Source organism: Chitinophaga skermanii (assembly GCF_003259335.1).
Lineage (GTDB): Bacteria > Bacteroidota > Bacteroidia > Chitinophagales > Chitinophagaceae > Chitinophaga > Chitinophaga skermanii.
This window is the reverse complement of record NZ_QLLL01000001.1, coordinates 179,425-205,845: the sequence shown is the minus strand read 5'-3', so window position 1 is coordinate 205,845 and position 26,421 is coordinate 179,425. Positions and strand designations below refer to the sequence as shown.

Sequence of the window (26,421 nt, the reverse complement as noted above, 5' to 3'; positions counted from 1 at the left end):
GTTAACATGTTGACCCGTTTCTTCAAAGCGGCCGCCATTGCTGCGGCTGTGCTTACTTGTACATGTATGGATATGCCCTTAGCTTATGGCTGGGGATTTTTTGCGCACCAGCGAATTAACCGTTTGGCAGTGTACATGTTGCCACCTGGGATGATGGCATTTTTTAAACCCAACATCGAGTATATCGTGGCCCATGCTTGTGATCCCGATAAGCGTAGATACCTGCTACCGGCAGAAGGCCCGCGGCATTACATTGATATAGATCGCTATGGTGCTTACCCTTACGATAGCTTACCCCGTATTTACAACAAGGCTGTAGAGAAATTTTCTGCCGACACATTACAACGATATGGCATATTACCTTGGCATTTCGAAAGAATGATGGCACGATTAACGAAGGCTTTTGATAGTACGGATGCTACATACATATTGCGAACTGCCACAGAACTAGGTCATTACATCGGCGATGCCCATGTACCGTTACATGCGAGCAGTAACCATAACGGTCAATTCAGCAACCAGCATGGGATTCATGCGTTGTGGGAGTCGCGTATACCGGAGTTATTAGCAGATATGGAATATGATTTTTGGTTAGGGAAGGCCGTGTATATCCATGATACACGGGCATTTATATGGCGCGTGGTGATGGAAAGTGCATTAGCAGCAGACAGTGTTTTACAGCTTGAAAAGAAGGTAACAGCGCAATTTTCTGCAGATGTAAAATATTCGTTTACCTACAGGAACGCTTTGCTGGTAAGGGGTTACAGCGATATGTATGTACGTGCTTATGCAAAAAGCATGGGCGATATGGTGGAACGTAGAATGCGAAATTCTATATTTGCAGTGGCGAGCTGTTGGTATACAGCATGGATAAATGCCGGTCAACCAACACTTTCTTTCAAAGTAAAAGACACACTTAATACGGAGGAGAAACTCGCTATGCAGGCCCTGGATGACAGTTGGAGGAAAGGTAAAATATTTGGGCGCGGGCATGAGTAATTATTGAACAATTCGATTATCTTTGTCGCACATTCTTTTAGCCAATCCTACACCATCATCAGCAAGTTTTGCAGCTGAACAATTTTTTCCGATCATCCTTAGAAAAACCATAGAACTGTGGAAAAAGCAAACAACGAATTCAATCTAGATCGCAAAATGAAGGTGCACAACTTTAACGCGGGTCCTTCTGTATTGCCTAACGAGGTACTATACAAAGCCAGCAAAGCATTGATTGACTTTGATGGTACCGGCATGTCGATACTTGAAATAGGGCACCGCACCCCGTATTTTATGGCAGTAATGGATGAAGCACGCTCGCTTGCGCGTGAGCTGATGCAGCTAGACGACGACTTTGAGGTAATGTTCCTCCATGGCGGCGCCAGCACTCAGTTTATGCAAGTCCCTATGAACCTGCTCGATAGTGGCGAAACAGCTGCTATAATTGACACCGGCGTTTGGTCGAGTAAAGCTATTAAAGAAACCAAGAATTTCGGATTTGTAGATGTAATCGCTAGTTCCAAAGATGCGAATTACACTTACATTCCAAAGAATTACACAATTCCGCCCCAAGCGAAATACTTGCATCTTACTAGCAACAACACCATTTACGGTACACAGTACCATTCGTTCCCCCAAACCGATGTTCCTGTGGTGGTTGATATGAGTAGCGATATTTTGAGTCGCCAACTTGATTACAATCAATTCTCATTGATTTATGCTGGTGTTCAAAAGAACATGGGTGCTGCAGGTGCTACCATGGTAGCCGTGCGCAAAAGCATGCTAGGAAAAGTTTCTCGTAAAATCCCTACCATCCTCGATTACAATCAACATATCGAGAATGGTTCTATGTTAAACACCCCTCCCGTATTTGCCATTTACATTTCCATGCTTACGCTTCGCTGGCTGAAAGGCCAAGGAGGCTTAGCCGGCATCGAGAAATTAAATGAGAAAAAAGCAGCGTTACTTTACGACGAAATCGACCACAACCCATTGTTCCGTGGAACAGTTGCGAAGGAAGATAGAAGCTTAATGAACGTATGTTTCATCATGGACAAACCAGAATTAGAAGAAGAGTTCGTGAAATTCTGTAAGAAGGAAGATATAGTAGGTATTAAAGGACACAGACTTTCAGGCGGTTTCCGTGCATCGTTGTATAACGCATTGCCCATGGAAAGTGTAGAGGTGATGGTTGAAGCCATGAAATACTTCAGTTTGAAGAAAGTCTAACGCACTTCCTTAAACCCTGTATGATATAACAATTGGCGCCTCTACAACATAGAGGCGCTTTTTTATTTTTGGTATTTCTTTTGATTGGCTAGGGCATTTCTTATTTTTACACGGCATATTTCACCACTATTATTTTTTATTATGGCAAGTATTAAACCCTTTGAGGCATTACGACCAACAGTAGAACTGGCTGCTCAAGTAGCCGCCCGCCCTTACGATGTACTTTCTTCAGAAGAAGCAAAAGTAGAAGCAAATGGCAACCCGCACTCCTTCTACCACGTTTCTAAATCAGAAATCGATTTGCCCGAAGGAACCGATGTACACAGTGCTGCCGTGTACGCAAAAGCTGCAGAAAACTTACAAGCACTCGTTAACAACGGCACCCTCTTCAAAGAGGCATCTGCTTGCTATTATATCTATAAATTAGTGATGCATGGCCGCTCACAAACCGGCCTTGTTTGCGTGTCTTCCGTAGAAGATTACAACAACAACATCATCAAGAAACACGAATTCACCCGCCCAGAAAAAGAACAAGATCGTATCAACCACATTACGGCTACGAAAGCACAAACCGGCAATGTGTTCCTGGCATATAACGATGTTCCTGAAGTAAATAGCATTATCGATCATTGGCAAACTGCCCATGCACCGAAATACGATTTCGTGGCGGAAGACGGTATCTCTCACACCATTTGGGTAGTGAATGATGCAGCTACTGTGAATAACATCACCCAATTATTCGAAGAGAAAGTACCTTGTACCTATATCGCCGATGGCCACCACCGCGCAGCTTCTGCTGCCTTGGTACACGCCGCTTTGGTGAAAGATGGTAAGCCCGCTGAAGCTGCTAACTGGTTCTTAACCACCATTTTCCCAGCCAGCCAACTCGCCATTCTCGATTATAACAGAACCGTAAAGGATTTGAACGGCCTCAGTAAAGAAGCCTTCTTATCACAGCTCGACTATACTTTCACAGTAGAAGCAGTTGGTCATACCCCTAAAAAGCCGGCCATGTTGCACGAGTTCAGCATGTACTTAGATAAAACTTGGTACCACCTCGTTGCAAAAGAAGGTACATTTACCACCGATCCTATTGGCGTATTAGACGTTACCATCTTGCAAAACAACGTGTTAGACAATATTTTAGGTATTAAAGACCCTCGTACCGATAAGCGTATCGACTTTGTAGGCGGTATCCGTGGTTTGGAAGAATTGGTTAAACGTGTTGACAGTGGCGATATGCAAGTAGCATTTGCCTTGTACCCGGTAACCATTCAACAATTATTCGACATCAGCGACAGTGGTAATGTAATGCCTCCAAAGTCAACCTGGTTCGAGCCTAAGCTCCGTGATGGCTTGTTGACGCACACGATTTAGCAAAACTTTATACACAGATATTTTATAAGCACCGTCGATCCTTATACCTTGCAAGTGGCCTATTGGTTTTGCATGGAAGGGTTGACGGTGCTTGTTTTTAATGGCGAAGCGGCTCATTCGGGGTGCTTCAACTTTTTTCTTATTTTTACATAAAACGGATTTATTACATGGAATGGCGCAAGCTTAGTTTACGATACACATTATTGATGGCTGGATTACTTTCCTCCGCTTTTGTTTTTGGTCAAGATGCTTCGGAATTAGCGAACACAGCGCGGAACTTTATGCGTACCGGGGATTATGCGAATGCGATCCTAGTGTTGAATCAAGCCATCCAGCAATCTCCCTCAGATCCTTCATTAAAGCGCGAATTGGGATTTGCGTATTACTTGAAAGGGGATATGAGTCGTGCGAAGAATGTAATAGAGCCTTTGCTCGACAAGCGGGATGCGGATGTACAGTTATACCAAATTGCAGGTAACATTTACTTGGCACGCGAAGAATGGAAGAATGCCGAGAAATTGTATATAAAAGGCTTGAAGAAGTTCCCGGATAGAGGCGAGTTGTACAACGACTATGGCCAGTTACAACAGAATATGCGCAACTTTGACGGGGCTTTGCATACTTGGGTGAAGGGGATTGAAGTAGATCCTTTATTCCCAGGTAATTACTACAATGCTGCCCGTTCGTATTTCTATTCCAAAGATCCTATTTGGGCCATCATTTACGGTGAAACCTTCGTGAACCTTGAGAGTTATACAACGAGAACAGCCGAAATGCGCGATGTGATTATCGAGAGTTACAAGAAAATGTTCGATGACCCGGCTATGTTTTCTAGCATCCCGGAGGCACCAGTGAAGAAAAGCAAGAAGAACAACGCTGCCGGTAATGAATTTATCAACGCTTTCAAACATAGCATATCTAAGCAGATTAGTACCGTTACAACCGGCATTGATCCTGAGAATTTGATCATGTTGCGAACAAGATTTATCTTGGATTGGTACAGTATGAATAACGAGATGTACCCATTTGCATTATTCGATTTTCAACGGAAATTGTTGAAAGATGGGATGTTTGAAGCCTACAACCAATGGTTATTTGGCCCAGCAAGCAACCAATCAGAGTATAAAGCATGGACAAGTTTGCACAAAGCTGAATACGACGCATTTAATCAATATCAACGCAACCATCCTTTTAAACCCCGTAAAGGCGAGTTTTACGACAGTAACACCACTACCATCGGGAAGTAAATCCTAAAAGGGTGTTTGTGCAACAATAAGAAATTCCAATACCGCCGAGCCATAGGGCCGGCGGTGTTTTCACGTTACACACAAAACTAAATCACATTAGCTTATGCTAGTTGCAAAACACCAAAACACCCTCGACAACGCGGTTAAAGCGAACCACGAAAGAACCTTTTTTGCACAATACCCCGAACATCCGAAAGCTTACGGGGAAGAAGCGCCTACCCGCGGAGAAGAGAATTTCAAAGCGATGCTGAATAGGCCTTTTACCGCTTTGAAACAACATGTTGTTGAAAGTTGGGTGGGTGAAGAAGTTAGCCCTTATACGCAAGCGCCTTTGGGTATAACGTACCCTTCTATTGCCGTTCCCGAATTAATTAAGAGTGCTACCCATGCAGCCGAAACTTGGGCGAACGTGCCAGTGGCAGAACGTGCCTCTATTTTAACAGAAACGCTTGATAGGATTCAACATCATTTCTTCGAAATTGCCCATGCTACTATGCATACTGCGGGCCAGAGTTATATGATGAGCTTCCAAGCATCGGGCCCACACGCCAATGATCGTGCTTTAGAAGCTATTGCCATGGGTTACAGCGAATTACAACGTTACCCGCAAGAACAAGCTTGGGAAAAGCCCATGGGCAAGTTCTCTATCAAACTCCACAAAACATTTAAAGCCATCCCGAAAGGAATTGGTCTTGTAATAGGTTGTTCTACCTTCCCAGTTTGGAACTCCTTACCAGGTATGTACGCCGATTTAATTACAGGCAACCCGGTTATCGTTAAGCCACATCCGAAAGCTGTATTACCCATTGCGATAGTAGTAAGTGTAATCCAAGAGGTGTTGGAAGAAAATGGTTACAGCCCTTATATCTGCCAATTAGCCGCCGATAGCTCCGCTAACTTAATAACGAAAGAATTGGCGGAAAACCCGGCCATCAGTCTTATTGATTATACTGGCGGCAGTGCGTTTGGTAATTATGTAGAATCGATTCCAGGCAAAACTGTATTTACCGAGAAAGCAGGTGTTAACTCCGTTATTCTCGATAGTGTAAAAGATATTGATGCCGTTATGCAGAACCTTGCATTTTCGGTGTGTTTATATTCAGGCCAGATGTGTACGGCGCCGCAGAACTTCTTTATTCCAGAAAGCGGTATCGATACTCCTAATGGCAAAGTAAGCTTTAGTGAGGTAGCGCAGAAATTGAAAGATGCCATTACAGGCATTGTAACGAATCCTAAAATGGGTGCCGGTACATTGGGTGCTGTACAAAATGAAACAACGCTACAGCGCGTAAAAGATGCCACGCAATTGGGTGCAAAAGTAGTATTAGAAGGTAGTCATGTGAATAATGACGAGTTTGCCAATGCCCGTACAACTTCGCCGGTTGTGTTGGAGGTAACTTCTGCCGACGAGCATATCTTCGAGCGCGAGTTGTTTGGTCCTATCGTATTGTTGATCAAAACGAAAGACACGAACCATTCTGTTCAATTAGCAAAGCAAATGGCTCGCCAGCATGGTGCCATCACTTGCGCGGCTTATACGACCGACGAAGCAACGAAAGCGAAGATTGAAAAAGAAATGAACAGCGTATTTGCGCCTGTAAGTTTCAACTTAACGGGATTCATTTGGGTGAACCAACATGCGGCATTCAGTGATTTTCACGTAACAGGTGGTAACCCAGCAGGTAATGCCAGCTTCACGAACCAGGAATTTATCTTGAAGCGCTTTGTATGGGTGGGGAACAGAACTTTGGTAGACGCTTAATAGGTACTCTATGGCATGATTTCTGAAAACAAAACGTTGATATGACAATAAAAGTAATTATAAGCATTTTCCTTTCCGCCACCTTATTTATGTCGTGTGCCCAAGCACCTACAGCCGATAAAGCCGTTGTGCAGGATGCCGATAGTATAAGTGTGAATGACGTGGGAGATGTTTATAAATTGGATACTGCGTCTAGTGTACTCACTTGGATCGGTACAAAATCGACAGGTGGGCATTCGGGCGAGTTCGACATCACATCGGGTAATATCTACGTGCAAGATTCTACCATAACAGGCGGCCAGTTCATTATTAATGTGGGTAGCTTGAAGAATGTAGACTTGGCGAAAGATGCCGATATGCGAAGTCAACTCGAAACCGAGTTACGCGGTCCGAACTTCTTCGATGTAGCCAAGTTTCCATCGGCGAAATTTGACATCATATCAGTGCAACCTTATAAATCGGAGCCGGGTGCAGATACGATCTTGTTACAGAACGCTACGCATATTGTGAAAGGTAACTTAACCATTAAAAATGTTACCAAGAGTATGAGTTTCCCAGTACGCATTACCTTAACGGCCGACGCGGTATTAGCACAAGCTAATTTTAACATGGATCGTACGCTTTGGGGAATGACATATAGGGCAGATAAATCGTTGCAAGACAAGCTGATTAACTCGCAAGTGAATATCACGTTCAGCATCACTGCCAAGGCGCAACAATAATTAACATTTTCTAAATAGCCGGGGCCACAGCGTTTGCAAGGAAATTTGTAAACTCTGTGGCCCTTCGCTTTTAAATACGCAAAAAATCGATTATATTTATAAGCCTACACCTGTTAGTAATTAGAGAAGTACCATGGAAATGAATGAACTGCGCGATATGAAATTAGCTCGGTTAGCCAAAGCAAAGGCATCTTTTATGTCGCATTTAATGGCCTATATCTGTATAAATTCCACCTTATGGGCAATTTGGTATCTTGCCTTAAAGAATTATAACGGTTTACCATGGCCCGTTTGGTTCACATTCTCCTGGGGAATAGGGTTACTATTTGGATATTGTAATGCATACCGCCGGTACTCCGTTGTGGATATCAACAGCAGTGAAGGAGAGGAGGCACAATAAAAATATTGGAAAGGTTCGCAAGCTTATGCTGTGCGGGATTATTCACTAATGACAACTATCATGCACCAACCTACTAGATTATTCGACGTTATTGCCTACCAATTGGAAAATTATCCAAAGCAGGATATGCTTTGCGGTAAAGTGAATAACACGTGGAAGAAGTACAGCACGAAAGAAGTGGCCGATTTGACCATGCAATTCAGTGCGGGTTTGTTGAAACTGGGTTTGGGCAATCATTCGTCCACCAATTTAGAAACGCTCGATAAAGTAGCCATCATTTCACAGAGTAGACCCGAGTGGATGATGACCGACTTAGCGGTACAGCAGGTGGGTGCCGTATTGATTCCCATTTATCCTACTATTAGCGCACAAGAAACAGAATACGTATTGAACGATGCGGCGGCGCGGATTTTATTTGTGAGCGATGAAACGATTCTCGAAAAGATAGAATCAATGAAGGACCGCCTTCCTACCATTAAAGAGATTTACACTTTCAATAAAATAGACGGTTATAAACATTGGACGGAGATTTTGGCCATGGGTGAAGAAAAAGATTACCCAAGAATCGAAGAGATTAAGGCTAGTATCGATCCCTTCCAATTAGCCACTATTATTTATACTTCCGGCACAACAGGGTTTCCTAAGGGAGTGATGTTGAGTCATGATAACATTATGAGTAACGTGCGTGCTTGCACCCCGTATTTACCTGTAAATAGGGAGGCGCGTAGTTTGAGCTTTTTGCCATTGAACCATATATTCGAGCGCATGGTAACGTATGTATACCTCACCTCTGGGGTATCAATTTATTATGCGGAAAGTATGGATACCATTGCAGATAACTTGCGCGAGGTGAAGCCTAGCATTTTCACCACGGTGCCCCGCTTGTTGGAAAAAGTGTATGAGAAGATCATGGCGAAGGGCTTAGAACTGAAAGGTATTAAACGAGGATTGTTCTTCTGGGCGATAGAGCTAGGTAAGCAATTCGAGTTAAATAAAGATTTAGGCTGGTGGTATAATGTGAAATTGAAAATCGCGAATAAGCTCATCTTCAGCAAATGGCGTGAAGCACTGGGCGGCAATATACAAGCCGTAGTAGTAGGTGCCGCTGCATGCCAGTTGAGGTTATTAAAAATATTTACAGCGGGTGGCATCCCTATCTTAGAAGGTTATGGTTTATCGGAAACATCACCGGTAATAGCGGTGAATAGGATGGATACTACCGATAGGATGTTTGGTACTGTTGGCCCAGTTATTAGCAACGTAGAGGTACGTATAGCCGAAGATGGCGAAATTCTTTGTAAAGGGCCGAATATTACCATGGGCTATTACAAACGCCCGGATCTTACAGCCGATGCAATTACCGATGGTTGGTTCCATACCGGCGACATCGGGGTATTGGTAGAAAATAAGTTCTTAAAGATTACCGATCGTAAGAAGGAGTTATTTAAAACCTCTGGCGGTAAGTTCGTAGCTCCACAACCGATTGAGAATAAATTTAAAGAGTCGCCTTTTATTGAACAGTTAATGGTAGTAGGTGCCGACCGGAAGTTTACCGGGGCCCTTATTGTACCTAACTTCCGTAACTTGGAAGATTGGTGCCAGAAGCATGGCATCCCGTTCAGCAATAAGCACGACATACTGCAACACCCCGAGGTAAAAGGCTTGTTCCAAACAACGGTCGACAAATACAACCAATACTTCAACCATATCGAGCAAGTGAAGAAATTCGAGTTATTACCAGAAGAATGGACGGTAGATACGGGTGAATTAACACCTACTTTGAAATTAAAACGGAAAATAATATTAGAAAAATACGCCAACGAGATCGAGCACATTTATCTTTCGTAGGAAATTTGTAGAAATTGACTATTTTTGCACTCCTTTCGTAGGCCTAGCTTACTGGAAGATGGCCCTGTAGTTCAATGGATAGAATAGAAGTTTCCTAAACTTTAGATACAGGTTCGATCCCTGTCGGGGCTACAAGAACGCTACAATTCGAGTTTTACTTGGATTGTAGCGTTTTTTTATTTGATCAAACCCAATCTTTCAATTAAACCTCATGTGGTCAATTATCTATCAAAAAATATGAAGTATAGTAGACTAATCTATTTTTGATTCGTTTGACAATATTTTTTCTTGCAAACTCTTTAGCCGATCAAACTTATACTCTTCCACCTTTGCTTGTACTTTCTTTTTGAACTTTTCAGATAAATGAGGGTCGTTCAAAAGATCATTCGAATATTGTTGCCATGTTTCATCTTGTTCTTTTACTTTGACTTTAGTTGAATGCTTAGTCATTCGCTCAAAAATTAGTTTCCAACAGAAAGCGATAAACATAGTAATTGATGGTGCAATAATGATCAACCAAGATTTATATACATTCGTATCAGGAAGATTATTGGCAAGTGATATTAATAACGTTCCTCCTCCAACACCTAAAAATTGGGGAACGTTTTGTTGGTTTTTGCTGTCGGCAATGTGGGTTAACATATCCAACTTTTATATGGTTATTCTTCGGTTAATATTTCTACGATTCGTAACACTTTATCTTCTTCTACACGTTCCATATTCAATTCGATTACTTCATCGTTGTAAAAGGTAAATATCAAACTACCTTTCTTCGTTTTTAAAATCTTTTGAACACGGTAATGTTTCAACTTGATTTTAATAAACTCAACTACCACCGGTAGAATACCAGCTAATATTAAACCACAGCTGATTGTAATTACTATAACATCAAATGTACTCATAACCTGAAATTACAAACCGCCAACATTCCCACCTTCTTTTTTAGCAACTATTTTAAATTCAGTAATTTTCAAACACGTAGCATCGCAACCATCTTGCATTTCCCATGAATAATAATTTTCACTATTTGTTAGTAGTGCAATAAATCCCGGGCGAAAAACAAAAGGTATTGATTACTTTTTCTCGCTTTCAAAATTGTCTTTTACTTCTTGTTGAAAATATGCAGGCATGTACTTGTAAGCGTCTTTCACAGGAATGGTAAGTGTGGGAACATCGTTCATTACCACCAGGCAACTATCCTTTGCTTTATTCAGTAGACAACGTACTACAATAGAGCGTTCAACATGGTCGTTCACCAGCTTGTATTCGGATACATATACATTCATACTATTGTATCCTAAGCCTTCTTGACCATAATAACGGTGCGTAACTTCATCGTAAACAGGGTTGATAATGTGATCGAAGTTTTTGATGCGCACAAGTTGCTTATGCTTATATAACCACAAATCTGCCACTTCGCCTTGGGGCTGATCCCACTTGCTTTTCGTGAATATCAAATCATGCATATTATCGCCATCATAATCCTCGAAATCAAGAGATAATTCTTCATTGCGGAGCTGAACCGAGATAGAGCGCTCATTTACTAAAGTATCCCAAGTACCTGAACGGTCGTGTAGTACTAATAGGTTGGCTGTACTATCGTTTATAAGGCGAACGATGATGCTGTGTTTTTCCGTTGGTTCAAAAGGATGCCCAATTAATAGCGACATGCGAGGGTTTACAAACAAGAATACAGTATCTGCTTGGTGGGATTTGAATACACTATCGGAATACTTAAGAACAGCAGCATATGGAATAGTGTCGTTACCGGTTTGAAACCCGGTTTCTTCAACACCTTCACAGGCTACAAGGAAAATGAGTAGAATAGGGATTAAATATTTCATATTTGAATATAATAGAAATATCAATTGACTTCCATCACCTAATAGTGGGATAAAAAAACGGCGGAACACTTGGTCCGCCGCCTTGTTGAGAATTTACCAGTGCTAAGTACTAGCGCAATGATTGCCATTGTTGTAGTAGAATGTCGGCGTGTAAAGCCAAATCTAATTGCACCTGGTTAAGATCTTCTTGTTGTAGGTTTGTAAGAAAGTCGTTCTCTGCCCCTTGTGATTGCTGTAATGCTTGACTAATACCCATGTGCATGGCTTTCATCACCCAACTTCTTTTGTTAGAGATGTCGAGGATTTGGTGCATGATTTGTGAGCGTGTTACATCGGTGTTGACAGTTGTTCGGGAAGAGGCTATGTACAAATTCTTAGAAACATCAACAGATTTCAGACCATGCCAACGCTTGGCGGGATGGTCGTAATGGTGATGATTTAATTGTTTCTTGCTCATAGTTCTTTAATCTAATACGTGATAGCCTTCATTATAAATTTACACAATAAAAGTGCAAAACAGAAGAGGTTTTGGTTGAATTACTCCCAACTTAACGAAAAAATCACACTACTCCTAGTTTCTTCGCAACATTCTGAAAATAAATATTGTGGGGTTCTTTTATGCGATTTTTTTATAATAAAAAAAGAGGGCCTACAAAGCCCTCTTTTTTGATATATCAAATATTGTGAAATCAACTTTTCTACTTCACACTTGCATGTCCTGCTTTCTCGAAGAAATCGCGTAACAAAGTATAAGTACCGGCATCGGCATTAATATGTGTTAATGAATCAATGGCCATCGAATCAATATCAAAGTCTACATTCAAGCTACCTACAATTGTTCCTGCTGCATTGTAAAAAACAATCGCGTTGCGGTATATAGGCATTTTAGACGACATTGGAATATCTAGTACAGGTTTCTGTAAAATGCGAATTAAGGCTTCACCGGCTGGGCTATCTTTCTTATAACTATTCGTTTTCTGCGCTTGGGTATCTACGCCCCCAGCTGTGGTTAACACGTATCCACCAGGTAAAGCATAGGTTTCAAATGAATCGAAATCGAGTTGATTGATGAACTTCGGCGATTGCGTGTATTGGTGTGTAAGCTGCTTCATTATGCGACGAATAAAAACCGGGTGAAGAAATACTGTTATCCATCAAAATATATGATTATTTATTCAATTATAAAAATAGAAAATGAGGAATTGAAGAAATATATACTGCCGTTGAAGGGAGCGACGCAACGGGGGCTGCGTAAAGTTACGAAAGTAGACATCCGCAAAAGCAGCAACGCCCTCTACAAGTAGAAGGCGTTGCTGTGAATCAAGAGTTTATAGTGTAAAAAACCCTAGTACAAGAATGAACCGGGGGTATTATAAGTTCCACGTACACTATAGTACTAAGGTTACGATCGAGTGTGGTAAGCTTTCGGTTGCGGCTGCTTTACCATCGATCCATAAGTTATACGGTAACTTTTGGTTCGTCATGTTTAATACGATAACAACAATTTTACCGTCGGTATTTTTAAACGCTGTTGTTTGCAAAGCGGCCCTGCTGCTGCTTGCGCCGATGCGTACTGCACCAGGACGAATAAAGCGAGAGAAGTGGCCCATGTAATAATAAGCGTTGGTGTAAATTAATTGGCCGGTACGTGTATCGGCGTGTACAGGTGCAAAGCACAAGTTGCCTACGTGGTTCGGGCCGCCTGTTTCATCTAACAAGATGTTCCAGTCGATCCAAGCTGCGGTACCGTTGTTGAAGTCATTCACCATAGAGTTACCATAACGTTCGCCGAGCGACCAGTTATTGATAGAATCCATGTTGAATTTTTCTTTACAGCCTTCTGTGAAGATGAGTTGTTTATCGGGGAATGCTTGGTTCACCAATTTCACGTTATCGAACTGCATGTTGCCACCTGTCCATGTTTCGTACCAGTGGAAACCGATACCCCACACATACTTAGCAGCTTCTTTGTCGTTCAAAATCACGCTGGCGCGTTGGAAGATCAAATCGCGGTTGTGGTCCCATGCAACGAGTTTTTTATCTTGCATACCATCTTTATGTAAAGTTGGGCCGAGGTATTCTTTGATGAAATCTCTTTCCTCCTCCGCAGTAAAAATACAAGACTCCCATTTTTGTTTTGCCATTGGTTCGTTCTGCACACTTAACCCCCATACAGGAATACCTTCCGCTTCGTAAGCTTTGATGAACTTGATATAGTAGTTCGCCCAAGCTTGGCGTGATCCCGGTTTTAAGTGACCACCTTGTAACACGTTATTATTGTCTTTCATGAAAGCCGGTGGGCTCCATGGACTTACCAACATTGTTAGTTTACCGCCGGCTGTTTCAATGGCTTTCTTAATGAACGGGATGCGGAATTGGCGATCTGGTTCGATGTTGAAAGTGCTTAAGGTTGAATCGCCTTCTTTAACGTAGGTATAAGAATGGCTGGAGAAATCGCAACTGTTAATGTGCGTTCTAGCCATGGAATACCCGTTACCTTTTGCGGCATCGAAAGAAGCCGTAAGGAACTCTTGTTGTTTATCTGCAGGCAACTTCGCGAAAGTTTCGGCCGAAGCATCTGTTAACGCCGCACCAATACCTGTAATGGTTTGGAAAGTGTTACGCGGGCTAACGAAAATGCAAGGTTCTGTTTCGAAAGGTTGCGCTTTATCTTCCCAATGTAATGTATCCGTAATTTGCAAGCGTAATTTGCCGCTATCGGATGTTGTGTAAACGGTCACGCTTTGGTGATCGTTGAAATTGAAATCTGCTGTAGCAGTTTGATTTGTATCCGCTGCTTGTTTGGGGTTGTTACACGCGAACAACGCGAGCGCAGCAAGAGGTAATACAACTTTTTTCATTGTGTGTGGATCTATAGTGAACGATGTGAAAATTACCAAGTATACGTGATCACGCTTTCAGCAGGAATGGTGCTGGTGAAAGTTTGCGAGTTTGTTTTAACGTTGAATTGCTTTGCTTCTTTCGCATCATTGCACACGATCAATACTTTATCGCCTTTCGGGGTAAGGAACGCAGCTGTTGTGATAGTACCTTCGTTGTTCGATGCAATTCTTTTTGAACCTACTGGAATAAATTTAGAAGCGTGTGCTACCGTGTAGTAAGCTACGTTTCTCATTACCACATCATTGTTAATTGTTAAAGCACCTTTACATTCTGTACAACCACCTGGTGTATGTGGTTTATACGCTGTATCGTTCGCTAAGTTCCAAGCTAACGAGTTACGGCTCCAGTTACGCATAGCGCCGATTACTACGTTCTTCGTATGCCATAATAGATCGTCGCGGAAAGAAGTGCGTTTACCAGTCCACTGTTCAGTGAAATACAAATTCTTTTGCGGGTATGCTTCATGTACTTTCGACATTACATCGATTTTACCTGCATACAAGTGGAATGCTGAACCATCTACATATTTTGCAGCTTCTGGATCGGCTAAGATCGTCATTGGATATTCTGGTTTATCCAAGTTATGATCATATATAATGATTTTCGTTTTGATATTGTTCTGTTTGAAAACAGGGCCTAAAGCTTGTTTCACGAAATCGCGTTGATCTTCGGCTACCATTAACAAGCTAGGGTTGTTACCTGGGTGTAATGGCTCGTTTTGGATGGTGATTGCATCGATGGTGATCCCTTCTTTTTTCATTTCCTGGATGTATTTCACAAAGTAGCGAGCATATACATCGTAGTACTTCGGCAACAATTTACCGCCTTTGGTAGCCCCATTATCTTTCATCCAAGCTGGAGGACTCCAAGGAGAACCGAGGATGGGAATGTTTGGATTGATGGCTAAAATCTCTTTTAAAAGTGGAATTAAGCCGGTGCCTTTACCACCTGCTTGATCGAGGGCAAGGGTGAATTTCTCGAGTTTTAAGTCTTCTTGGCCGGCTGGGATATCATCGTAGCTCCATGCCGATTCGTTCAAATCGGAAGCACCGATGCTTACGCGTAAATAGCTGATACCGATGTCATTTTTACCGTTGCCAAATAGCTCTTGTAGCAATGCTTTACGGGCCTCTTTGCTCATTTGGTTCAACATTACAGCGCTACCGCCAGTAAGGGTGTAACCGAAGCCGTCGATACCTTGGAAAACACTCATGCTATCGATTGCAATAGTCGGCAATGCGGAGTTGTTTGCGCCGAATGTAAGCGGCGTTCCGGGTGCTAATAATTTGTTTTGATCAGCTGTCGTGGTCCAGTAATTCACTTGGCCTTTTGTTACCAAGGAGGTGGAAGTTTTTTTGGAAGTGCCGCAACTTGCAGATAGCAAAGCAGCCCCTAGGAGAGTAGGCAAAAATAGTTGTTTCATTTACACTTATTTTTTTTAAGCAAAAAGCCTGGTGTTGCACCAGGCTTTTTTATAAACACATGTGAGTTTCTTACTTGTTGATATTTGGATTGGTATCAATTTCATCTTGAGAAATCGGCCAGTATAATTTATCTTCTGTTACCCCGTAGTTTAAGTTGTTGCCGTTACCATCTTTTGCTGCATTCATTACTGTTACAGCGCGTTTAGTGCGGATCAAATCGAACATGCGGTGACCTTCAAATGCTAACTCTAATTGTCTTTCTTTCTCTACTGCTAAGCGTAATTCTGCTTGTGTTCTTGCCGGTGTTGGGTTCAATATTGCACGTGTACGTACTTTATTGATGTAGTATTGTGCACCATTTACAGAGTTATCTAATTGGTTTAACTCTACTAATGCTTCTGCACGCAATAACAAGATATCAGCATAACGTAAACGGTAAGCTGTATTTCTACCATCAGCATCGGTGTATTTACCTATTACAGGTAATGGCTTCGTCCAATAGTCGTCGTTCCAATTAGGCGTAACGTACACAAGGCTCGCTTTACCTCTAACTGAATCATTCTCTGCAGTAAATGCTTTTACGATTTCATGAGAAGGAATATTGAATTTCTTCCAGTCGCCCCACATGAATGGCGTATTCATACCGGCCATCCAGTTTTGGTTTTGCTTACCATCGTAAGTAGTTTCCCAGATCGACTCAATATTGTTAGCTGCCAAAGGCGCGAACAAGGTAGAAAAATTAGGTGTTAAATCATAGCCTAACTTCTCAACTTCTTTACAATACTCCAATACTTTCGCGTAATCGGGGTTAGGCTTTTGTGCATAAACCTTTGCTAATAAAGCATATACGGCACCTTTCGACGCTACGGCTTTGTTGGTACGCTGGTCGGAGATTCTTTCTAAAGAATACTCTAAATCCTTGATAATAAAGGCATATACTGCTTCTGTAGAACTTTTAGATGGGAAGATATCGGGTAAAGAACTCTTCACTTGGTCTACAATCGGCACTTCTTTCCAAGTTCTTATCAAGTTAAAATAATGCCAAGCGCGTAAAAAAGACGCTTCTCCAAGGATTTGTTGACGACGTTCTTCTGTAATCGTTTTATCTACCGAATTCGCCACCGCATCTAGTACGATGTTACAGTTTTTAATATCGGCATATAAATAACGCCAATCCCTCTTCAAATTCGCATTTGAAGCATTCATGGTAAATTTATCTATCGCAAAGATGTTCGCATTATCACCACCCGCATAAGCGTTGTCTGATTGTACGTCACCATTCACTACATAATCATATGTATAGTACTCATCGTACATATTTTGATAAGCACCTTTCAACAGCGGTTCTGCTGATACCTTTTCAGGTGTTGCATCAGAGATGGGTTCTTTTACCAAGAAATCCTTTGTACATGAGCTTAACATCGATACGGCCAATGCACCTGTTGCTATATATAGATTCATTCTTTTCATAATGGAATTGTTAGGTTGTTGATTTAAAACTCAGCTTTCACACCAAAAATAAATGCACGTGCTTGTGGGTAAGTACCGAAGTCGATACCACCGGCAGGACCGTTCAGGTTGCTTGTGCTTACTTCAGGATCTAAACCTTTATAGTTGGTGATCGTAAGTAAGTTTTGACCTGTAGCATATACATTCAAACCAGAGAAACCAATTTTCGACATCACTTTGCTAGGCACTGTGTAGCTTAATGTTACGGCTTTCAAACGCACATATGAACCATCTTCAACAAAGCGAGAAGAAACGCGGCTATTACCAATCGCATCTGTACCGGCTCTAGGAATATCTGTAATTGGATTTTCTTTAGTCCAACGTCTTAACACTGCTGTGCTTTGGTTTTTAGAATCGTACAAACCTTCTAAATCCATGCGCGTTGCATTGTACAAATCATTGCCTTGCACACCTTGGATGAATACATCGAGGGTGAAGTTTTTGTAACGTACATTATTCGAAATACCGTAAATGAAATCAGGCTGTGCATTACCAATATAAGTACGATCTCTTTCATCAATTACTTTATCACCATTCAAATCTTTAAAGATCATATCACCGGTTTTAGGATCTACGCCTTGTGCAACATAACCGTAGAATGAACCCAATGAGCGACCTTTCTCAACTCTAATCGCGTTATCTCTTTCGTAGATATTCGCATAAGAAAGGTATTTGGTGTAGGCTCCTAATTCTGTTACTTCGTTTTTATTCCTAGAAATATTGGCGTTTACATTCCAACGTACTGCCTTATCGATCACTACTGCATTTACCGCAAACTCAATACCCCTATTTTCTAATGTACCTAAGTTGAAGATTCTTGTATTAAAACCAGATGATGGCGGAATTTGTGCTTCTACCAATAAGTCTGTTGTTGTTTTAATATAACCGTCGATGGTGAAGTTCACACGGTTGTTCAAGATGCTTAAATCGATACCAATGTTCTTTTGTGCTGTTGACTCCCATTTCAAGCCTGGGTTACCGATGTTAGCTAATGTGTAACCTAAGTTGCCATCTGGTGCATAATAAGTATAGCTTCTGTAATCGCCGATACCATCATTACCTGTTTTACCGTAACCTACACGCAATTTCAAATCAGAAATAGCTTTTACATCGAAGAAGTCTTCTTTGCTAATTCTCCATGCAGCAGATACTGAAGGGAACCATGCATATTTATTGTCGGTTGGGAAACGGCTAGAACCATCCACACGAACGTTTGCTGTTAATAAGTACTTATCTGCGTAACTGTAGTTTAAACGTGCTAAGTAAGAACGTTTTGACCATTCAGCCATCGTTGTTCTTTGTGCTACACGCACAGAAGCATTGTTCAAAGTAGGTACACCTCCATTCGGGAAGCCACGACCTTCATCGTACGTATTATTGTAGCTGGAAGATTGCATCATATGACCAACTAAACCGGTGAAGTCGTGCTGACCGATTGTTTTCTTATACGTTAATGTATTTTCGAACAACCATACAAAACGTTCAGTAGATTCAGATCTACCAATACCTTTTTGCGCTCTACCGTTATCCGTCATAATAGGATCTAAGAAATAATCGTAACGGTATCCTTGTGATTCAACACCCATGTTAGAGCGGAATGTTAAACCTTTTGCTAGGAAGAAGTCGGCTGCTGCATTACCGATGAAACGGTTATCGCGTGCTTTCTGATCGGGACCGAATGCATACGCGATTGGGTTTTGCATACTTGCAGAGTTGATATTATTGGTATAAGTACCATCTGCTTTGTAAATACCAATTGTTGGCGGCGAGGTTAAAGCCGACAAAATGGTACCACCCCTAGCAACACCTTGGTTATCTGGAACATCAACATATTCTGAACGGGTATAACCCATGTTAGCTGTAACTGTTAACCACTCTTTTACTTTCTGATCGAGGTTAATACGAATAGAGTAGCGGTTGTAATCTGCTGGAGCAACAACACCTTGTTGTTTTTGGTAACCACCAGAAATGTAGTAGTGACCTTTTTCAGTACCACCAGAAATACCTACTTGCACGTTATGTTCGCGGCCGGTACCGAACGCGATATCTTGCCAATCGGAGTTGATAGTTGTATCGGCATCTACTTTAATACCGCCGCCCATTTCTTTCATCAAGTCACGGTATTGTTTGGCATTCAATACATCAATTTTCTTAGCGAAATTGCTAAAACCTGTATACGCATTTACGTTTACTTTTGATGCACCGGCTTTACCTTTCTTCGTTGTTACTAATACAACACCATTTGCCGCACTAGCACCATAGATAGCAGCAGAAGCCGCATCTTTTAATACTGTGAAGCTCTCAATATCGGTTGGGTTTAAGAAATCGATGTTTTCTACGATCACACCATCCACTACGAACAAAGGATCGTTCTTAGCGTTCAAAGAAGTAGTACCACGGATGCTTACTGTTAAGCCGGCACCTGGTTTACCCGATGGAGATGATACGTTTACACCCGCAGCCTGGCCTTGTAAACCTGCAGCGGCGCTTACGATAGGACGACTATCAATCGCATCTGCTTTTACAATTGCTACAGACCCTGTAATGTCTTTTTTACGTTGTGTACCGTAACCAACTACCACTACTTCATCCAATTTACCATTGTCGGTAACTAATTTGATATTGAAGTTTGTTTGTTCACCAACCAACACTTCTTGGCTCGCAAAACCGATGTAAGAAATTTGGAGAATGCTTTCTTTGTTAGGAACGTTTAACGAGAAATTACCCATTGCATCGGTAGTAGTACCAATGTTAGTGCCTTTTACACGGATAGATACACCCGGCAAAGCCTCGCCTTGGTCGCTTACAATTTTACCTGTAATGGTGTTATTCACCGCTACCACTTTAGCAGGCGTTGCTGGTTTAGTGGCAGATTGGTATAACAGAATTTGTTCATTATCGATCACTTTGAAATCGATCCCGATAGGCGCTAACACCTCTTCGAAGAAAGAAATCAATTTGCTCGATTCCAGGCGACAAGAAATTTTCTTGTTCACATCTACTACGTCGCTACTATACATAAACTTCACGCCGGTTTGTTCGCGTAATTGCGATAACACTTTGCGAACTTCCATTCTATCTGCAGAGATGCTAATTGACTTGTCGAGTACAGACTGCGAATGAGCCTTGTTAGCATAGAGTGAAAGTGTGAAGACAGTAGCAAGAATAAGCTGTATGAAAGTTATTCTCATAATGTGGCTAATTACGATTGAACATCGCATTTTTTTCATAACTTGATGTGGATTTTGTTCGTTAATTATGAATTGATTTCGGGCAAAAGAAACCTAGTAACCTCGCCAAAGGTTATTAAGTCCTTAAAGTTGGTAATGCCCCCCATTACCAGCTTTTTTTGTTATTAAAAGTTTTTGTTCAGTTCTATTTCTCTAAAATTGCTACCTATTTTTTGCTGCATTTCTCTACACTGTGTAGAGGCTACCTGTTGCATCCTGTTCCGTTAATGTAAATAGCGGTTCCTTTTACTTCGTAGGAAGCTTGTACTGATTTACAAATGATGTCTAATTTCTCGTACAAGTTTTGCTTGGAGAGATCACCCGTAAAGTGGCAGTTGTTGAAGGCTTCATTGTTCATTTCTACTGCAATACCGTAAGTGTTCGAAATGGTGGTCAATACTTCCTTCAAAGTGGCTTCTTCGAAAACAAATTGCGATAAACGCTTCGTGGAATCTACCGGTTCACTGATCGGTTGTGGTTCCTCTACGAGCGTTGTAACAAATTGATTGTTAGTAGATTTATACGTTACTTTTTGGTTGGCAGAAAGTATAATCCCGTTTTCTTCGTTCTTATGACTGCCTTTTTGTTCCGGTTGTTCGTACACGGAAACTTTACCTGTGAGTACCGATAGCTCTACTTTGCGGTTTTGGTGGTCGTGGCTGATGAAAAAGCTGGTGCCTAAAACTTCGGCGACCATGCCTTCTTGTGTTAATACTTTAAAATGGCGTTCTGCATTGGGTGCAACATTAAAGAATGCGCTCCCTGTTAAAAACACTTCACGGGTTTTCCCTTCGAATTGTGGTGGATAATAAATAGTGCTACCTTCTTCCAAATCCACTACAGAACCATCACCCAGTACAACATGTTGTTTGCCTTCGGCCTTCACATAACCGTCTACATAATCTTTCGGCACATCGAGCTGGGCGTATAATACGCTGGGTAGGGCAGTTTGACGTTGGTAAAACCAAGTTGCAGCGCCAACTACAACAAGGGCTACCGCGCAAGCCACAGCTATTTTGGCGTATTTACGCGGCCACATCCACACTAAACGTGGCAATGGCTGCTCTTCCGTGCTGATTGATTCGTAAATATTTGACCAAATTCTACGTTCTAAAGCGTCTTTTTCCGTGGTCGACATCGCGATTTCAGTACCGTTGATGAAGTCCTCGTACCATTCCATGACGGCCTTTTCCTCTTGTGGAGAGCAGGTACCGGCAAGGTATTTTTCAAGTAACGCGTCGAATTCGATTTGGCTCATATACATATATTGACGTGGAAGGGAAGCAAACCCCTAAAAAAAAGTAAAGAATTTTTTAAAACAGGAAAGTAAGGTATCCTTTCAGGCGTTGGCGTAAAAGTTTGATGGCTTTGGTGATGTGGTATTCGACTGCTTTTTCGGTGAGGTCGAGCTTGTCGGCGATTTCGCGGACGGATTTATTTTCGTACCGGCTGAGTTTGAAGACGGTTTGGGTTTTACCGGGTAGTTCTTGAAGGGTAGACTCGATGCTTCTAAGGAGCATGGCATGGTTCACGGCCTCTTCGGTAGTGTTGTTAGCAGGATTGGGTTGAAGGCTTTGGCGGAATTTTTCGGCGGTTTGGAGTTTACGTTGGTAATCTAGTAAGATGTTCCTAAGAGAAACAGCCAGGTACGCGCCTATATTTAGGATGACCGCTTTCTCGCGGTTTATCCATAAACGTTCGAAAATAGTTTGAATCAACTCTTCCGCTTCATCGGGATAATTCGTTTTAGCCCTAGCAACATTATACAATTTAAACCAATAGCGCTTATATATTTCTTCAAAAGCGCGAATATCTGCATATTGCTGAAAGGAAATCACCAACTCACCATCATCCCATCCTTCGTATTTCTTTGGTTCCGCTGTCATGCCGTCCTTGGTGGAAAACACCAAAGTTAAGATCATTTTATCTTGAAACGAGGAATAACTACATGAATGCAAGCATGGTATTTCCTTATTATCTGAAAACTAGGTGATTATCATGTGTTACGACATGGATTGAAAATAATATGTCGCTACCTGTAGTTATTAGCGGTTACTCCGTAAAACTTTAATTATTAATGAGTTAGTACTCTCATATTTCGTAAACCTTTGATTTCAAGTGTATTACAAGGGTGGAGATAGGCTTAGGATAGGGTGGAGATAGGCTAGAGATAGGCTTTAGATAGGGTAGAGATAGGGTGAGGATAGGCTTTTACTAGGAAAAGGATAGGCTAGGGATAGGGTAACACCGATGTAATTACATGGATTTACATGGAAACGACATGAAAACTACATGGAGTTTACATGAAAATTACATGGAGCCTACATGATCCCAGCATGGAAATTACTTTAATGCAGCTTGTAGTTAACGGGAAATGACTTGGAAGCAACTAGGGAAGATACTTGGCATTATCTACCCCCATAAGGGTGGATAATGCCAAGTTAGGTATTATTCAAAAAAGCGATCCATGAAAACAAAGCGTTTTAAATGGGGTTCGCCGATGGTTTTTGTTTCGGTATCAAATACCATTACTTTAGGGATACTGGCTTGTAGTCCTGGCCAATTCGGTAGACCGGCTCCATTGGGATTCCCTGTTTTGATGAAATTTACGAAATACGACTGCATCTTACCCGATACATCGAAATCGGCTGGGGTCCACTTGTAGAAGGTATTATTTGGGAGATTACCTAAGGCGTAGGAGATATCCGAGGAATGGGGTGCGCCTAATAAAGGTTCTTTGGTAATGAACCTGGGATCGAGGGCCTCCGGGAAATGTTTGGCAAATAGGTAGCGATACACTACGCTGCCACTGGTTTTTGCATGTAAATCCATCCATTTCCATGTACCGTGTACAATGTAACGATCACTGGCAAGATCGGTAGCAGATTGGAGCATCTCTGTATCGTTGTTAGCTGGGTAGAATTGTAGTACTTCTTCCGCTTGTGCTCCATACAAGTTGGTTAATAGCTGTTTGTAAGAAGCCTGCGTAAGTTGATCTTTACCTGTAGCGTGGTGGTAGCTTACTTCAGCGGATGTCCAACCGGCTAGCAAAGGGATATCGGCTTGTAAACCTGTTTCGTAAATGGCTAGCGGTGATTGCGGCATGTAGTAACCATCTACCGTAGGGGAGAAACGTTTGCTTGCTTTAGTAGCTAATTCCATTAATTGCTCGGCGGGCATTTGTTGCAATGTTTCGATGGATGGTATGCCTACTTGCTTCATAAATGTTTCCCCATTTTGCTCAGCTTCTTGTAGCGGAATGGGTGAAATAGAGGCGAGTACAGCACCACTTTCACCGATGGCCGCCCGGAATAATCCTTTGGCCAAAGGTGAAGCCATTAAAGAACTAACAGATATGGATCCTGCCGATTGCCCTGCGATGGTTACTTTACTTGGATCGCCCCCAAAAGCAGCAATATTCTTCTTCACCCATAATAGCGCAGCTACCTGGTCTAAATATCCATAATTACCCGATGTTGTATGGGTCGATTGCTTTGTTAAAGCAGGGTGAGCATAAAATCCAAATATGCCCAAACGATAGTTCACCGTCACTACTACAATACCTCTTCGCGCCATACTTTCCCCATCATATCGCCACTCCGATCCGTCACCCGACGATAAACCACCTCCGTGGAAATATACCAATACGGGTAACTTTTCTGTAGGCCGTTTGGCATTTGTCCATACATTCAAATACAAACAATCTTCATCGATACGGGGCGAGCGAAATACCATGTCGGCGTAGCTTGCACGCTGCATAGCACGGTTACCGAAATGAGTAGCATCGCGAATACCTTTCCAAGGTTTTGCTGCCTGTGGTTCCTTCCAACGCAAACTTCCTATAGGCGCTGCTGCGTAAGGTATACCCTTGAAAATTCGAACTTCTTTTTCTTGCACTCCTTGTAACCTCCCTTCTGCTACTTTAACGATTAACGGGTTTTGTGCAAATGTGTTTCCTACTGTGCTACAAAGCAGGCATATAATGGTGAATATTTTCTTCATAACGAACTAAGTTTTTACCAAACAAATGTTACCACGGCACCTGCGGGTAATGTATAGTTGAATGATTGATGTTGATATGCAACTAGGAATGATTGTGCTGCCGTGTTTTTATTGGCTACTAGGCACACAATTTTACCACCCGGTGTTTTAAAGGTTACGTTTGAAACGTTATTTACTTCACTCGATTGAATGCGGGTAGATGCAGGAGGAATGAACTTAGATACATGCGCAATTGTGTAATAAGCAATATTACGTTGAACTTGGTTGCCTTCTATTGTAATGGCACCTTGGCAAATAGAGCATCCGCCGTTATCGGTGTGCGGTTTATTATTAGCATCGGCGGCCAGGTTCCACAGTATTACATTCCTACTCCAATTCCGCGTAGCGCCTACTACAATACGGTCGGTAGGTATAGCTACATTGAATTCCTTCCGGTTCACAGCCATCATTTCTGTAAAGTATAGGTGCTTTTCCGGGAAGGCCATGTGCACTTTGCTCATGGCACTTACATTCCCTGCATATAGGTGAAAACCGCTACCGTCGATATATTGCCGTGCTTCGGGGTCGGTTAATATAGAAATTGGATACGCTGGTGCATCGCAATTATGATCGTATAAAATGATTTTTGTGTTGATGTGATTTTTCTTGAACGCCGGGCCTAAGTGTTGTTTAATGAAACGGGCTTGTTCCTTTGCAAACATTTGCATGCTAGGCGTATTACCATCGTTGAATGGCTCGTTTTGAATGGTAATGGCATCGATGTGAATACCTTGTGCTTGCATGGCCTGTATGTATTTAACGAAGTATTGTGCATATACCTCGTAGTACTCGTTCTTTAACCGGCCACCTTGAATATTGTTATTCGTTTTCATCCAAGTTGGCGCCGACCAAGGCGAGGCCATTATTTTGATGCGTGGGTTGATGCGTAAGATTGCTTGTAGCACAGGTATAACGTCGAGCTTATCTTGTTTTAGGTCGAAATGCTGGAGTGTAACGTCGGTTTTACCGGTTGGCAGATCATTGTACGAAAACACGAATTCATTCAAATCCGAAGCGCCCATACTCACACGCAAGTAACTAATTCCTATATCGCCATTATTAGTACCAAATAACTCTTGTAACAATTGTTGTCTTTCTGAGGCTCCCATTCGGATGATGTGTTGCGCACTTCCACCGGTTAGGGCAAAACCGAAGCCATCCATTTGTTGGTAGCTGGTATCGGGATAGATATGAATAGTAGGTATGTTACTTGGGGGAGTGGTGGTGAATTGTAAAGGAATTTGTGGTTGTAAACGGTGGGCAGTATCGATCGTGGTTAACCAAGCATCAACTTTCGTTTGTGCTTGTAGGATATGGTATCCCAATAACGTGAACAACCCGGATAGAACGAGGCATTTCATATGTCTTTCATTTAAGTGGATCAAGCAATGATGCTACAAAAATAGAAAGGCATGCTGCGCGGGATTAATGCTTTTTTGTTCAATGTTTATGCTTATTCTACTACAAACAAAACGCCCCGTAAGTTATGGCTTACGGGGCGCTAATAAGGTTGTTAGTCATCCTCTTCTTCGTCGTCTTCATCTTCTTCTAACCATTCCATATAAGCATAATACCAGTCTTCTAATTCTTCAATCAATTGTTCTTTCTTAGCTGGATCGTTCTTATAGTATGCTTCTACATCATCAATTTCTTGTACGATATCGATGTAAGCAGTTTCATCATCTTCTTCTACACGTTTGGCGAAAAAGCGCGGCTCTTGTGTATGGAAGATATACTCATTGTCTGGATCCGTTACAGGATCATCAGCAATCATGAATTTTGGTAATTGGGCCATATGAATTGTTTTTTCTTTTTTTATATGGATGTGTTCTGTTATTGCGTATCAAAAATGGTGCTAAGCCTTCGGGATATAGCAAGAATTGGGTT

Annotated in this window: 22 protein-coding genes and 1 tRNA gene; 9 read left to right on the top strand and 14 right to left on the bottom strand. The window is 41.9% G+C overall.

Features of this window, described 5'->3' with window-relative positions:
* Positions 1–6 precede the first annotated feature (6 nt).
* From LX64_RS00910 to LX64_RS00870, 9 genes are all read left to right on the top strand, one after another.
* Positions 7–999, top strand: a complete 993-nt coding sequence (locus tag LX64_RS00910) for a zinc dependent phospholipase C family protein (protein ID WP_245952509.1) — start codon at positions 7–9, stop codon at positions 997–999.
* 117 nt (positions 1,000–1,116) lie between these two features.
* Positions 1,117–2,226 carry a 3-phosphoserine/phosphohydroxythreonine transaminase gene (gene serC / locus LX64_RS00905; protein ID WP_245952508.1) on the top strand — a complete coding sequence of 370 codons (1,110 nt, stop codon included), beginning with the start codon at positions 1,117–1,119 and terminating at the stop codon, positions 2,224–2,226.
* Between the two features lie 141 nt (positions 2,227–2,367).
* Complete coding sequence (locus LX64_RS00900) at positions 2,368–3,603, top strand: DUF1015 domain-containing protein (protein WP_111595721.1); 1,236 nt, start codon at positions 2,368–2,370, stop codon at positions 3,601–3,603.
* Positions 3,604–3,770: 167 nt separating this feature from the next.
* A complete protein-coding gene (locus tag LX64_RS00895; RefSeq protein ID WP_111595720.1) occupies positions 3,771–4,850 on the top strand; it encodes a tetratricopeptide repeat protein in 1,080 nt (359 codons plus the stop codon).
* Between the two features lie 103 nt (positions 4,851–4,953).
* Positions 4,954–6,612, top strand: a complete 1,659-nt coding sequence (gene paaN / locus LX64_RS00890) for a phenylacetic acid degradation protein PaaN (RefSeq protein WP_111595719.1) — start codon at positions 4,954–4,956, stop codon at positions 6,610–6,612.
* Positions 6,613–6,653: 41 nt separating this feature from the next.
* Positions 6,654–7,334 carry a YceI family protein gene (locus tag LX64_RS00885; protein WP_111595718.1) on the top strand — a complete coding sequence of 227 codons (681 nt, stop codon included), beginning with the start codon at positions 6,654–6,656 and terminating at the stop codon, positions 7,332–7,334.
* 133 nt (positions 7,335–7,467) lie between these two features.
* Positions 7,468–7,734, top strand: a complete 267-nt coding sequence (locus LX64_RS26400; RefSeq protein WP_111595717.1) for a 2TM domain-containing protein — start codon at positions 7,468–7,470, stop codon at positions 7,732–7,734.
* A 60-nt stretch (positions 7,735–7,794) separates the two neighbouring features.
* Positions 7,795–9,582, top strand: coding sequence for an AMP-dependent synthetase/ligase (locus tag LX64_RS00875; protein ID WP_111596314.1), 1,788 nt, complete (start codon positions 7,795–7,797; stop codon positions 9,580–9,582).
* Between the two features lie 60 nt (positions 9,583–9,642).
* Positions 9,643–9,714, top strand: a tRNA-Arg gene (locus LX64_RS00870).
* 120 nt (positions 9,715–9,834) lie between these two features.
* Here LX64_RS00870 and LX64_RS00865 read toward each other — a convergent pair.
* The 14 genes from LX64_RS00865 to LX64_RS00800 all read right to left on the bottom strand — a co-directional run bounded on the left by LX64_RS00865 (position 9,835) and on the right by LX64_RS00800 (position 26,329).
* The gene (locus LX64_RS00865; protein WP_111595716.1) at positions 9,835–10,224 is read right to left on the bottom strand and encodes a hypothetical protein; all 390 of its coding nucleotides are present in this window, start codon (positions 10,222–10,224) and stop codon (positions 9,835–9,837) included.
* Positions 10,225–10,241: 17 nt separating this feature from the next.
* The gene (locus LX64_RS00860; protein WP_111595715.1) at positions 10,242–10,484 is read right to left on the bottom strand and encodes a hypothetical protein; all 243 of its coding nucleotides are present in this window, start codon (positions 10,482–10,484) and stop codon (positions 10,242–10,244) included.
* Between the two features lie 171 nt (positions 10,485–10,655).
* The gene (locus LX64_RS00855) at positions 10,656–11,426 is read right to left on the bottom strand and encodes a hypothetical protein (RefSeq protein WP_111595714.1); all 771 of its coding nucleotides are present in this window, start codon (positions 11,424–11,426) and stop codon (positions 10,656–10,658) included.
* A 109-nt stretch (positions 11,427–11,535) separates the two neighbouring features.
* Positions 11,536–11,883, bottom strand: coding sequence for a hypothetical protein (locus LX64_RS00850; protein WP_111595713.1), 348 nt, complete (start codon positions 11,881–11,883; stop codon positions 11,536–11,538).
* Between the two features lie 241 nt (positions 11,884–12,124).
* Positions 12,125–12,538, bottom strand: coding sequence for a hypothetical protein (locus tag LX64_RS00845; protein ID WP_111595712.1), 414 nt, complete (start codon positions 12,536–12,538; stop codon positions 12,125–12,127).
* A gap of 276 nt (positions 12,539–12,814) precedes the next feature.
* Positions 12,815–14,287, bottom strand: a complete 1,473-nt coding sequence (locus LX64_RS00840) for a glycoside hydrolase family 30 protein (protein WP_111595711.1) — start codon at positions 14,285–14,287, stop codon at positions 12,815–12,817.
* A 32-nt stretch (positions 14,288–14,319) separates the two neighbouring features.
* Positions 14,320–15,753 (bottom strand): glycoside hydrolase family 30 protein, encoded by a 1,434-nt coding sequence (locus LX64_RS00835; RefSeq protein ID WP_111595710.1) that lies wholly within the window; start codon positions 15,751–15,753, stop codon positions 14,320–14,322.
* 70 nt (positions 15,754–15,823) lie between these two features.
* On the bottom strand, positions 15,824–17,224 hold the full coding sequence (locus tag LX64_RS00830; protein ID WP_111595709.1) for a RagB/SusD family nutrient uptake outer membrane protein: 1,401 nt from the start codon (positions 17,222–17,224) through the stop codon (positions 15,824–15,826).
* A gap of 23 nt (positions 17,225–17,247) precedes the next feature.
* Positions 17,248–20,454, bottom strand: a complete 3,207-nt coding sequence (locus LX64_RS00825) for a SusC/RagA family TonB-linked outer membrane protein (protein WP_158538491.1) — start codon at positions 20,452–20,454, stop codon at positions 17,248–17,250.
* Between the two features lie 241 nt (positions 20,455–20,695).
* Positions 20,696–21,751, bottom strand: a complete 1,056-nt coding sequence (locus tag LX64_RS00820) for a FecR family protein (RefSeq protein WP_158538490.1) — start codon at positions 21,749–21,751, stop codon at positions 20,696–20,698.
* A gap of 55 nt (positions 21,752–21,806) precedes the next feature.
* On the bottom strand, positions 21,807–22,379 hold the full coding sequence (locus LX64_RS00815; RefSeq protein ID WP_158538489.1) for an RNA polymerase sigma factor: 573 nt from the start codon (positions 22,377–22,379) through the stop codon (positions 21,807–21,809).
* 562 nt (positions 22,380–22,941) lie between these two features.
* Positions 22,942–24,495, bottom strand: a complete 1,554-nt coding sequence (locus LX64_RS00810; RefSeq protein WP_111595705.1) for a carboxylesterase/lipase family protein — start codon at positions 24,493–24,495, stop codon at positions 22,942–22,944.
* 14 nt (positions 24,496–24,509) lie between these two features.
* On the bottom strand, positions 24,510–25,895 hold the full coding sequence (locus LX64_RS00805; RefSeq protein WP_111595704.1) for a glycoside hydrolase family 30 protein: 1,386 nt from the start codon (positions 25,893–25,895) through the stop codon (positions 24,510–24,512).
* A gap of 152 nt (positions 25,896–26,047) precedes the next feature.
* The gene (locus tag LX64_RS00800; protein WP_111595703.1) at positions 26,048–26,329 is read right to left on the bottom strand and encodes a hypothetical protein; all 282 of its coding nucleotides are present in this window, start codon (positions 26,327–26,329) and stop codon (positions 26,048–26,050) included.
* Between the last annotated feature and the right edge of the window lie 92 nt (positions 26,330–26,421).

What these genes read in the sequence shown, in the direction of transcription:
- LX64_RS00910 (WP_245952509.1), top strand. Translation starts at nt 7, where the DNA reads ATGTTGACCCGTTTCTTCAAAGCGGCCGCCATTGCTGCGGCTGTGCTT.
- LX64_RS00900 (WP_111595721.1), top strand. Translation starts at nt 2,368, where the DNA reads ATGGCAAGTATTAAACCCTTTGAGGCATTACGACCAACAGTAGAACTG.
- LX64_RS00895 (WP_111595720.1), top strand. Translation starts at nt 3,771, where the DNA reads ATGGAATGGCGCAAGCTTAGTTTACGATACACATTATTGATGGCTGGA.
- paaN (WP_111595719.1), top strand. Translation starts at nt 4,954, where the DNA reads ATGCTAGTTGCAAAACACCAAAACACCCTCGACAACGCGGTTAAAGCG.
- LX64_RS00885 (WP_111595718.1), top strand. Translation starts at nt 6,654, where the DNA reads ATGACAATAAAAGTAATTATAAGCATTTTCCTTTCCGCCACCTTATTT.
- LX64_RS26400 (WP_111595717.1), top strand. Translation starts at nt 7,468, where the DNA reads ATGGAAATGAATGAACTGCGCGATATGAAATTAGCTCGGTTAGCCAAA.
- LX64_RS00875 (WP_111596314.1), top strand. Translation starts at nt 7,795, where the DNA reads ATGCACCAACCTACTAGATTATTCGACGTTATTGCCTACCAATTGGAA.
- LX64_RS00865 (WP_111595716.1), bottom strand. Translation starts at nt 10,224, where the DNA reads ATGTTAACCCACATTGCCGACAGCAAAAACCAACAAAACGTTCCCCAA.
- LX64_RS00860 (WP_111595715.1), bottom strand. Translation starts at nt 10,484, where the DNA reads ATGAGTACATTTGATGTTATAGTAATTACAATCAGCTGTGGTTTAATA.
- LX64_RS00855 (WP_111595714.1), bottom strand. Translation starts at nt 11,426, where the DNA reads ATGAAATATTTAATCCCTATTCTACTCATTTTCCTTGTAGCCTGTGAA.
- LX64_RS00850 (WP_111595713.1), bottom strand. Translation starts at nt 11,883, where the DNA reads ATGAGCAAGAAACAATTAAATCATCACCATTACGACCATCCCGCCAAG.
- LX64_RS00845 (WP_111595712.1), bottom strand. Translation starts at nt 12,538, where the DNA reads ATGAAGCAGCTTACACACCAATACACGCAATCGCCGAAGTTCATCAAT.
- LX64_RS00840 (WP_111595711.1), bottom strand. Translation starts at nt 14,287, where the DNA reads ATGAAAAAAGTTGTATTACCTCTTGCTGCGCTCGCGTTGTTCGCGTGT.
- LX64_RS00835 (WP_111595710.1), bottom strand. Translation starts at nt 15,753, where the DNA reads ATGAAACAACTATTTTTGCCTACTCTCCTAGGGGCTGCTTTGCTATCT.
- LX64_RS00830 (WP_111595709.1), bottom strand. Translation starts at nt 17,224, where the DNA reads ATGAAAAGAATGAATCTATATATAGCAACAGGTGCATTGGCCGTATCG.
- LX64_RS00825 (WP_158538491.1), bottom strand. Translation starts at nt 20,454, where the DNA reads ATGAGAATAACTTTCATACAGCTTATTCTTGCTACTGTCTTCACACTT.
- LX64_RS00820 (WP_158538490.1), bottom strand. Translation starts at nt 21,751, where the DNA reads ATGAGCCAAATCGAATTCGACGCGTTACTTGAAAAATACCTTGCCGGT.
- LX64_RS00815 (WP_158538489.1), bottom strand. Translation starts at nt 22,379, where the DNA reads ATGACAGCGGAACCAAAGAAATACGAAGGATGGGATGATGGTGAGTTG.
- LX64_RS00810 (WP_111595705.1), bottom strand. Translation starts at nt 24,495, where the DNA reads ATGAAGAAAATATTCACCATTATATGCCTGCTTTGTAGCACAGTAGGA.
- LX64_RS00805 (WP_111595704.1), bottom strand. Translation starts at nt 25,895, where the DNA reads ATGAAATGCCTCGTTCTATCCGGGTTGTTCACGTTATTGGGATACCAT.
- LX64_RS00800 (WP_111595703.1), bottom strand. Translation starts at nt 26,329, where the DNA reads ATGGCCCAATTACCAAAATTCATGATTGCTGATGATCCTGTAACGGAT.